The sequence below is a fragment of the Streptomyces sp. NPDC002032 genome (assembly GCF_042890765.1).
Classification (GTDB): Bacteria; Actinomycetota; Actinomycetes; order Streptomycetales; family Streptomycetaceae; genus Streptomyces.
In genome coordinates, this window is record NZ_JBIASM010000001.1 from 217,659 (window position 1) to 228,971 (window position 11,313).

Annotated in this window: 1 pseudogene; it reads left to right on the top strand. The window is 72.6% G+C overall.

Annotated features, from left to right (window positions below):
- Window positions 1-128 precede the first annotated feature (128 nt).
- Window positions 129-11,252, top strand: a pseudogene (locus ACFYYT_RS00955) (type I polyketide synthase); the annotation flags it as partial.
- Window positions 11,253-11,313 lie beyond the last annotated feature (61 nt).

The window sequence follows — 11,313 nt, forward strand, 5'->3', positions numbered from 1 at the left end:
GCGCACGCACACTTCCGTCTCACTTTCGGGGGCACGCACGCATGGACGACGCCAAGAAGCTCCGCTACTACCTGACCCGGGTCACAGCCGAGCTGAAGGAGACCCAAACGCGGCTGAAGGCCGCGGAGTCGGTGGACGGCGAGCCGATGGCGATCATCGGGATGAGCTGCCGGTTCCCCGGTGGGGTCGCCTCTCCCGAGGACCTGTGGCGGCTGCTCTCCGAGGGCGGCGACGCCATCACCGGACTCCCCACCGACCGCGGCTGGGACGCGGCATCCCTGGTGGACGTGACCGGAGAGCGCTCCGGCAGCTCGTACGTGGCCGAGGGCGGATTCCTGCACGACGCCGGGCAGTTCGACGCGGACCTCTTCGGGATCTCGCCGCGCGAGGCGCTCGCCATGGACCCGCAGCAGCGGATCCTGCTGGAATCCTCCTGGGAGCTGTTCGAGCGCTCCGGCATCGCCCCCGACGCCCTGGAGGGCAGCAGGACCGGCGTCTTCATCGGCTCCAGCTTCCGCGACTACGGAAGCAGGCTGCCCGCGATCCCCGAAGAGGTCGAGGGTCACGCCATGACGGGCACCGCGGGCAGCGTGGCCTCGGGGCGCATCTCCTACACCTTCGGCCTGACCGGGCCCGCCGTCACGGTGGACACGGCCTGCTCCTCCTCACTGGTCGCTCTGCACCTCGCGATCCAGGCGCTGCGCAACGGCGAGTGCTCGATGGCGCTCGCGGGCGGGGTCGCGGTCATGTCGACGCCCGACCTGTTCACGGAGTTCAGCCGGCAACAGGGCCTGGCACGCGACGGCCGCTGCAAGGCGTTCGCCGCGTCCGCCGACGGCATGAGCGCGGCCGAGGGAGTGGGCCTGCTGCTGGTCGAGCGGCTCTCCGACGCACGGCGCAACGGGCATCAGGTGCTGGCCGTGATCCGTGGTTCGGCGGTCAACCAGGACGGCGCCTCCAGCGGACTGACCGCGCCCAACGGCCCCGCGCAGCAGCGTGTGATCCGGCAGGCGCTGACGAGCGCGGGGATGAAGGGCTCCGAGGTCGACGTCGTCGAGGCGCACGGCACCGGCACGGCACTGGGCGACCCGATAGAGGCGCAGGCGCTGCTGGCGACGTACGGCCAGGACCGGCCCGAGGAGCGGCCGCTGCTGCTGGGCTCCCTCAAGTCCAACATCGGTCACACGCAGGCCGCCGCGGGTGTGGCGAGTGTGATCAAGATGGTGGAGGCGATGCGGCACGGTGTGGTGCCGAGGACCTTGCACGTGGATGAGCCGACGCCGAAGGTGGACTGGTCTTCGGGTGCGGTGGAGCTGGTGACCGAGGGCCGTGCGTGGCCGGAGACGGGCCGGGTACGGCGTGCGGGTGTGTCGTCGTTCGGTGTGAGCGGGACGAACGCGCACGTGATCGTGGAGCAGGCCCCGCCGGTGGAGCAGGAGCAGGCTCCGGTGGCCGGGCCCGTGGGCGGTGTGGTGCCGTGGGTGCTTTCGGGGAAGTCGGCTGAGGCGCTGCGCGAACAGGCGCTGCGTCTGCGGGAGTTCGTGACATCGTCGTCGGCTGATGTGTCGCTCGTGGATGTCGGGCATGCGTTGGTGTCGTCGCGGGCGGGTCTTGAGCACCGGGCGGTGGTGCTGGGCTCGGATCGTGAGGAGCTGCTGGCCGCCCTGGCGGCGGTGGCGGCGGGGGAGCCGGCTGAGGGTGTGGCGTTCGGGGTCCGGGCGGACAGGGAAGACGGTGTGGTGTTCGTGTTCCCGGGTCAGGGTGCGCAGTGGGCCGGGATGGCGGTGGAGTTGCTGGATTCTTCGCCGGTGTTCGCGGAGCGGTTCGGTGCGTGTGCGGCTGCGCTGGAGCCGTATGTCGACTGGGTTCCGGAGGACGTGCTGCGTCAGCGGGCCGGTGCGCCGTCTTACGACCGGGTGGATGTGGTCCAGCCGATGCTGTGGGCGGTCATGGTGTCGCTCGCGGCGGTGTGGCGCGCGCACGGCGTTCAGCCCGCTGCTGTAGTGGGCCATTCTCAGGGTGAGTTGGCGGCTGCTGTGGTGGCGGGGGTGCTGTCCGTCGAGGACGGTGCGCGGATCGTTGCTCTGCGCAGCCGGCTGATCGGGCGGGAGTTGGCGGGTCGGGGTGGCATGGTGTCGATGCCGTTGGCGGAGGATGCCGCGCTGGGGCTGATCGAGCCGTGGGCGGGCCGGATCAGTGTCGCCACGGTCAATGGGCCGCGGTCGACGGTTGTTGCCGGTGAGGCGGTGGCGCTGGATGAGCTGATGGCCGCGTGCGAGCGGGACGGCGTTCGGGCCCGTCGCATTCCGGTGGATTACGGCTCCCACACTCCGCAGGTCGAGCAGTTGCGTGAGGCTTTGCTGGAGCTGGCTGCTCCGGTGGCGCCGCGTGCGGGTGATGTACCGATGTACTCGACCGTGACCGGTGAGCTCCTTGCCGAGGGTGCGGCTGATGCGGAGTACTGGTTCCGTAATCTGCGGCAGCCGGTGCGCTTCGAGGAGACCGTGCGCGGGCTCATCGCCGATGGTCATGTCACGTTCATCGAGGTGAGTGCGCATCCGGTACTGACGTCTCCGGTCGAGGAGACCGGTGAGGCGGTCGGCGTCGAGGTGTTTGCGGGCGGCACCCTGCGCCGTGATCAAGGTGGCACCCGACGGTTCCTCTCCTCGCTCGGCGAGCTGTGGGTGCGCGGCGGTACGCCCGACTGGTCGGCGGTCTTCGAGGGAAGCGACACCGGCCGGGTCGCGCTGCCGACCTACGCCTTCCAGACCAAGCACTACTGGCTGGACGGCGGGACCGGCACCGTAGGCACGTCCGGGGCCGGGCTCTCCGCGCTCGGCCACCCCCTGCTGGCGGTCGGCATCGCTCTCGCGGACGGCAACGGCCACGTCTCCACCGGCCGCATCTCCCTGCACACCCACCCCTGGCTGGCCGACCACGTGGTGATGGGACGGGCGCTCGTGCCGGGGGCCGCCGTATTGGAGCTGATGCTGCGGGCCGGTGAGAGCGTGGGCACCGAGCTGCTGGACGAACTCGTCCTGCACTCCCCGCTGGTCGTGCCGGCCGGTGACTCGGCGGTCGACCTCCAGGTCGCCGTCGAAGCCCCCGACGAGCAGGGCCGGCGCGCGGTGCGGCTGCACTCCCGGGCCTACCGCCCCGGGCAGGATGACGACTCCGAGTGGACCTGTCACGCCGAAGGCACGCTGGTCGCCGCACCCGTCGAAGAGCCGTCCGCGCAGGACACCGTCTGGCCGCCGGCCGGCGCGCAGGCCGTGGACATCGACGGGCTGTACGAGCGCCTGGCAGCCACGGGGTACGGCTACGGCCCGGTCTTCCAGGGCATCCGTGCGGTGTGGCGGCGCGGCGAGGAACTGTTCGCCGATGTCGTCCTGCCGGAGGAAGCCGGCCGGGACGCCGGGCGGTTCGGGGTGCATCCCGCCCTCGTCGACGCGGCGCTCCAGACGCGTCTGGTGACCCTGCTGGAAGGGCAGGGAGACCGGCTGATGCCGTTCTCGTTCGCCGGGGCCCGTCTCCACGCGACCGGTGCCACCGCGGTCCGGGCCCGGCTGACGCCGATGGGCGACGACGCCCTTTCGGTCCGGTTGACGGATCACACCGGGCTGCCGGTCCTCACCATCGAGACCCTCACCTCGCGGCCACTGACCGCAGACGCGCTCGCCGGCCGGAGCGTCGACTCGCTCTACGAGGTCAACTGGGCGCCGCTGCAGCATGGTTCGGAGCAGGCGCTTGAAGCCGGCGGATCGACCGTGGTCATCGGTGAAGGGCTGCCGGGCCTCGACCTGCCACGGTACGCGGATCTCCCCGCGCTCGCCGCGAGTGTCCGCAGCGGCGGCGCCGTCCCGCACACCGTGCTCCTGCCCTGCCCGCGACCGGACGTCGACGGCACCGCTGCCGCCCCCGCCGTCATCCGTGACCTGCTGGCCTCCGCGCTGGGTGCCGTTCAGGAGTGGCTGGCCCTGCCGGAACTGGAGGAGGCCAGGCTCGCCGTGGTGACCCGCGGCGGCTCGGCCGTGGCACCCGGCGAGCGGCCCGATCCGGGGCACGCGGCGGTGCAGGGCCTGGTGCGTACGGCCCACTCCGAACACCCCGACCGCTTCCTGCTGGCCGACCTGGACGATGCGCCGTCGTCCGCCGCCGCCCTGCCCGCCGGGGTCGCCGGTGCGGTGGCCACGGGCGAGAGCTCCCTCGCCGTACGGTCCGGAGCCGTGTCCGTACCCCGCCTGTGCCGGGTCACCCCGGCCAACGCCGGCACTCTGGCCCTGCCCGACGCGGACGTCTGGGGCGTGGACCTCGACACGGGCGGCACCCTGGACGGGCTGCGTCTGGTGGCCGCCCCGCGCGCCGCCGAGCCCCTCGGAGCGGGCGAGGTCCGGGTCGCGGTGCGCGCCACCGGGGTCAACTTCCGTGACGTGCTGCTGGCGCTGGGCGTCGTACCGCACACCGGGGCGTTGTTCGGTAGTGAGGGTGCGGGAGTGGTGACCGAGGTGGGCCCTGGTGTTGCCGGGCTCGCGGTGGGTGACCGGGTGATGGGTCTGCTGTCGGGTTCGTATGCGGGTCCGTCGGCGGTGGCTGACGGTCGCATGGTCGTGGTGATGCCCGAGGGCTGGTCGTTCGCCCGGGCTGCGTCGGTGCCCGTGACGTTTTTGACCGCCTACTACGCGCTGGTCGATCTTGCCGGGTTGCGTGAGGGTGAGTCGTTGTTGGTGCACGCGGCGGCCGGTGGGGTGGGTATGGCCGCTGTTCAGCTGGCCGGGCATCTCGGGGCCGAGGTGTATGCGACGGCGAGTGAGGCGAAGTGGCCGACGGTTCGTGACTGCGGTGTCGCTGGCGAGCGGCTTGCTTCCTCGCGGAGTGTGGAGTTCGCGGACCGGTTCCTGGAGCACAGCGGGGGGCGGGGTGTCGATGTCGTTCTCAATAGTCTGGCGCGGGAGTTCGTGGATGCCTCGCTGCGGATGCTGCCGCGCGGGGGCCGGTTCCTGGAGATGGGCAAGACCGATATCCGTGATGCCGGCGAGGTGGCGGCCGCCTACGGTGGGGTGCGTTACCGGGCTTTCGATCTTGGTGAGGCGGGTGCCGACCGGCTGGGGGAGATGCTCTCGCATCTGGCGGAGCTCTTCGCGAGCGGGGAGCTGGCGCCGTTGCCGGTGACCGCGTGGGATACCCGTCAGGCTCCGCAGGCCTTCCGGCACATGAGTCAGGCCCGGCACATCGGCAAGGTGGTCCTGACGAACCCGCGGGCCGGGCTGACGGGCACCGTGCTGGTGACCGGTGGCACCGGGGTCATCGGGTCGGCGGTGGCCCGCCACCTGGTCTCCGAGCACGGTGTGAAGGATCTGGTGCTGACCAGCCGGCGGGGTCCGGCCGCCGAGGGCGCTGCGGAGTTGGTCGCTGAGCTGACCGCTTTGGGTGCCACGGTGCGGATCGAGGCCGTCGACGCTGCTGACCGTGCGGCCTTGGGCGCGCTCCTGGACGGGCTCGACGGGCTGTGTGGTGTGGTGCACGCCGCCGGAGCTTTGGACGACGGTGTCGTCTCCGGGCTGACTCCTGAACGCCTCGATTCTGTTCTTCGCCCGAAGGTGGACGCGGCGTGGAACCTGCATGAGCTGACTCGTGACCGGGACCTGGCGTTGTTCGTGTTGTTCTCCTCGGCCGCTGGCGTGTTCGGTTCTGCGGGGCAGGGCGGTTATGCGGCGGCGAACTCCTTCCTCGACGCGCTGGCTCAAGAGCGGCGCGCCCAAGGGCTGCCCGCGCATTCCCTGGCCTGGGGGTTGTGGGCCGATCGCAGTGCGATGACGGGTGGGCTGGGCACGGCCGATCTGGACCGTATGCGCAGGGCTGGTATCAGGCCGCTGGCCACGGAGGAGGGCCTGGCGCTCTTCGATGCCGCGGTGCGCCTGCCGTATCCGTCTACCGTTCCGGTCCGCCTGGATCTGGGCATGCTGCGCGAGCAGCGGCCCTTGGATCCGTTGTTCCGCGCTCTGGTGCGCACGACGGTCAAGCGGGCTGCGGCGAACACTGCGGTGGGTAGTGGTGGCGGGTTGCGTGAGCGTCTTGCCGCGTTGGCTCCGGCTGAGCGGGAGCGTGAGCTGACGGAGCTGGTGCGTGGCCAGGCCGCCCTCGTCCTGGGCCATGGGACTGCGGGCGCGGTGGAGGCCGGACGTGCTTTCCGTGATATGGGCTTCGACTCGCTCACCGCTGTCGAGCTGCGTAACCGGATCGGCTCTGCCACGGGACTGCGTTTGCCGGTGACGGCTGTCTTCGACCACCCGACCCCCGCCGCCCTCGCTGCGGAAGTCGCCGTCCGGCTCGGAGTGGATGCGGGCGTCGCGCCGGTGCGCGTCCTCCCGGCCGCCGTGGCTTCGGCCTCGGACGACGACCCGATCGTCATCATCGGCATGAGCTGCCGCTTCCCCGGCGGTGTCGGCTCGCCCGAAGAGCTGTGGCAGCTGCTCAGCGATGAGCGCGATGCCATGGGCGACTACCCCACCGACCGCGGCTGGGACTCCGTCGATCTGCACAACGCCGAGTACCCCGAGCTGCACTTCGCGAAGGTCGGCGGATTCCTCCACGACATGGCGGACTTCGACCCCGGCTTCTTCGGAATGTCGCCCCGCGAGGCCCAAGCCACCGACCCCCAGCAGCGGCTGCTCCTGGAGGCCACCTGGGAGGCGCTGGAGCGGGCCGGCATTGACCCCGGCACCCTGCGCGCCACCCCGACCGGCATCTTCACCGGGCTGATCTATAACGACTACGCCGCACGCTTCCCCCAGCTGCTCACCGGCTACGAGGGCTACCTGGGCAACGGCAGCGCCAACAGCGTCGCCTCCGGCCGCATCGCCTACACCCTCGGCCTGGAAGGCCCCGCGATCACCGTCGACACGGCGTGCTCGTCGTCGCTGGTGGCCCTGCACCAGGCCGCGCACGCCCTGCGCAGCGGCGACTGCACGCTGGCGGTCGCCGGTGGTGTCACCGTCATGTCGACCCCGCGCCCCATGGTGGAGTTCAGCCGGATCAGTGGCCTCGCGCCCGATGGCCGCTCCAAGGCGTTCGCCGCCGGTGCCGACGGCATGGGCTTCGCCGAGGGCGTCGGCATGCTCGTCGTCGAGCGGTTGTCGGACGCACGCCGCAACGGGCACCCCGTCCTCGCGGTGATCCGGGGCTCCGCGCTCAATCAGGACGGCGCGTCCAACGGCCTGACCGCGCCGAGTGGTCCCGCCCAGCAGCGCGTCATCCGTCAGGCCCTCGCCAACGCCGGGCTCACCCCCGCCGATGTCGACGCCGTCGAGGCGCACGGCACCGGGACCTCGCTCGGCGACCCGATCGAGGCGCAGGCGCTGCTCGCCACGTACGGCCAGGACCGCCCGGAGGACGAGCCGCTGCTGCTCGGCTCGGTGAAGTCCAACATCGGTCACACCCAGGCCGCTGCCGGTGTCGCGGGCGTCATCAAGATGGTCGAGGCGATGCGGCACGGGGTGGTGCCGAAGACGTTGCACGTGGACGAGCCGACGCCGCACATCGAGTGGGATTCGGCCGGTGTGCGGCTCGCCGACGCGAGCGTGCCGTGGCCCGAGACGGGCAGGCCGCGACGCGGGGCCGTCTCCTCGTTCGGCATCAGCGGCACCAATGCCCACGTCATCCTCGAATACGACCCGGAGCCCGGGGCCGGGGCCCAGCCCGGGCCCGGGGCCGATGCCGCCGAGGAGGCCGGCGACCACCTGCCGTGGGTGATCTCCGCCAAGAGCCCGGAAAGCCTGCGCGAGCAGGCCCTGCGCCTGCACGCCCACGTCAGCGCCGCTCCCGAGGCCCGCATCGTCGACATCGCACGCTCGCTCCTGACCACCCGGGCGGAATTCGAGCACCGCGCCGTCGTCATCGGCCGTGACCGGGAGGAACTGCTGCGTCGCCTGGCCGCGTTCGGCCACGGCGACGAGACCCCCGGCGTGATCCGGGGCACTGCGGCACGCGACATCAGGACCGCCTTCGTCTTCCCCGGCCAGGGCTCCCAGTGGGCGGGCATGGCGACCGAACTCCTGGACTCCTCAGCGGCGTTCGCGGAGCGGTTCGGCGCGTGCGCGGCGGCTCTCGCCCCGCACATCGACTGGGTGCCCGCGGACGTGCTGCGCGAGCGTGAGGACGCTCCGTCGCTGGATCGGGTGGACGTGATCCAGCCGATGCTGTGGGCGGTCATGGTCTCGCTCGCGGCGGTGTGGCGCGCGCACGGGGTCCAGCCCGCTGCTGTAGTGGGCCACTCCCAGGGCGAGCTGGCGGCCGCGGTGGTCGCCGACGTGCTCTCCCTCCAGGATGCCGCGCGGATCGTCGCGCTCCGCAGCCGGCTGATCGGGCGGGAACTGGCCGGCCAGGGCGGCATGGTGTCGGTCCCGGTCGGCGAGGCCGCGGCGGAGGAGCTGATCGAGCCCTGGGCGGGCCGGATCAGCGTGGCCACGATCAACGGCCCTCGGTCCACGGTCGTCGCCGGTGAGGCCGAAGCGCTGGACGAGCTGATGGCCGCGTGCGAGCGCGACGGCGTACGGGCCCGTCGCATTCCGGTGGACTACGGCTCCCACACCCCGCAGGTCGAGCAGCTGCGCGAGGCCCTCCTTGAGCTCGCCGCTTCCGTGACCCCGCGCCCGTCCCGGGTGCCGATGTACTCGACCGTCACCGCCGGGCTCCTCGACGACGGTGTGGCCGACGCCGAGTACTGGTACCGCAACCTCCGCGAGCCCGTCCGCTTCCAGCAGACCGCGCGGGCCCTCGCCGATGCGGGCCACGGCGTCTTCGTCGAGGTCAGCCCGCATCCGGTCCTGACCACCGGCATCGAGGCCAGCCTCGCGGACCGCGCGGTCACCCCCGTGGTCGCGGGCACCCTGCGGCGCGGGGACGGCGGCCGCAGCAGACTGCTGACCTCCCTCGCCGAACTGTTCGTCGCCGGCGTCCCCGTGGACTGGTCGAGCACCTTCGACGGTGGCAGCACCGTGGACCTGCCCACCTACGCGTTCAACCGCCAGCGCTACTGGCTGGACGCCCCCGCCCCCGCGCAGGACACCGCGGGCTCCGGCGTCGACAGCGCCTTCTGGACGGCGGTCGACGGCGGCGACCCCGAATCGCTCGCCGCCGCGCTCGGCGTGGCGGACGACTCCGTGCGCTCCTCGCTCGCCACCGTCCTGCCCGCCCTCTCCGCCTGGCACGGCAAGCAGCGCGAGGAGTCCCTCGTGGACGCCTGGCGCTACGGGATCGAATGGGCGCCGGTCCAGGACACCCCGGCCCGCCTCACCGGCACCTGGCTGCTCGTCGTGCCCGAGGAGCACGCCGACGACCCGACGGTGTGGGCCATCGGGGCGGGCATCGAGCGCCGCGGCGGCACCGTCCGCCAGGTCCTGCTCCCCGCGGAACGCGCCGAGTACGCCACCACCGCGGGCGAGCTCCCGTACGTCGACGAGATCTCCGTACGACTGCGCGCCGTCGAAGGGCACGAGCACGCGGCCGGAGTCCTCGCGCTGACCGGACGGGACGAGGACTCCCACCCGGCGCACCCCGGCGTCCCTCTCGGCTTCACCCGTACCCTCGGGCTGATCCAGGCACTGGCCGCCACCGCGGTCACCGCCCCCACGTGGTGCGTCACCAGCGGCGCGGTCAGCACCGGCAGCGGCGCCGAACTCACCGGACCCCGCCAGGCGATGGTGTGGGGCCTCGGCCGGGTCGCGGCGCAGGAGAACCCGGACCGCTGGGGCGGCCTGATCGACCTGCCCGCCGAGCCCGGGGAGCAGGACGTCGACCGGCTCTGCGGCCTGCTGACCGGTGCGACCGGCGAGGACCAGCTCGCGGTGCGCCCCTCCGGCGTCCTCGCGAGGAGGCTGGTGCGCGTCGCCGCGTCCGTGGGACGGGACGGCGCCTGGCAGCCCCCCCGGGGCACCGTCCTGATCACCGGCGGTACCGGTGCGCTCGGCGGCCACCTCGCACGCCGGCTCGCCGAGACGGGCGCCGAGCACCTGATGCTCCTGAGCAGGAGCGGCCCCGATGCCGACGGCGCCGACGAGCTGCGGGCCGAACTGATGGCCGCGGGAGCGCGGGTGACGGTCCTGTCCTGCGACGCGGGCGACCGCGACGCATTGGCGGACGCCCTGGCCGGCATCCCGGAGGAGCTGCCGCTGACCGCGGTCTTCCACACCGCCGCCGCCCTGGACGATGGCCCGCTGGAGACGCTGACCCTTCCCCGCGTAGCCGCCTCGTTCCACTCGAAGGCGGCTGCCGCGTGGAACCTCCACGAGCTGACCGCGGACGCGGACCTGTCGGCCTTCGTGCTCTTCTCCTCCACGGCGGGCACCTTCGGCGCCGCGGGCCAGGGCAACTATGCGCCGGGCAACGCCTACTTGGACGCGCTGGCCTGGTACCGCAGGGCCCACGGCCACGTGGCGACCTCCATCGGCTGGGGCGCCTGGGCCCAGGGCGGCATGGCGGAGAAGGACGCCGTCGCCGATCTGCGCCGCAGGCACGGCGTGCCGCTCATGCACCCGCAGCGCGCCACCCTCGCCCTGGAGCGGGCCCTGGCGGGCGACGACACCTTCGTGGTCCTCGCCGACATCGAGTGGGACAAGTTCCAGCGGGCCTACACCGCCGCGCGGCCCAGCCCTCTGCTGTACGGGCTCGCGGAGGTCCAGCGCCCCCAGGAGACGGCCGGGGACGGGGCGGGTACCGGAGGCACGGAGGGCTCCGCCCTCGCCGCGCGGCTGTTCGGCCTGACCCGCAAGGAGCAGGACCGGGTGCTGCGCGATGCGGTCCGCACCCACGCCGCGGCCGTCCTCGGCCACGACGGGGCCGAATCGGTGCCGCTCACCCGCCCCTTCTCGGAGCTCGGCCTGGACTCGGTCACCGCCGTGGAGCTGCGCAACCGCCTCGGTGGCCTGGTCGGCCACAAGCTGCCGGCCGGGCTCGTCTTCGACTATCCGACGGTCGCCGACCTCGTTGGCTACCTGCGTGACCTGGTGCTCGGCGACGAGACGTACACCAGCCCGATGCTGGCCGAACTGGACCGCCTGGACGTCGAGCTGGCCACCCTGCGGGACGACGACCCGGTCAGGGGCGAGGTGGCGGAGCGGCTGGAGAAACTGCTGCGCCGGGTCAGCCCCGACTCGGTCGTCACCTCGGGCGGCAGGGCCGCGCAGAGCTGGGACCTGGACGCAGCCTCCCAGGACGAAGTGTTCGCAATGATCGACGACGAGCTGGGAGAGCCGTGATCCGGACCGGCCGGACGCCCTGCGCGCCGCCCTTGTGACTCCCCCCGGAACACGACTCCCC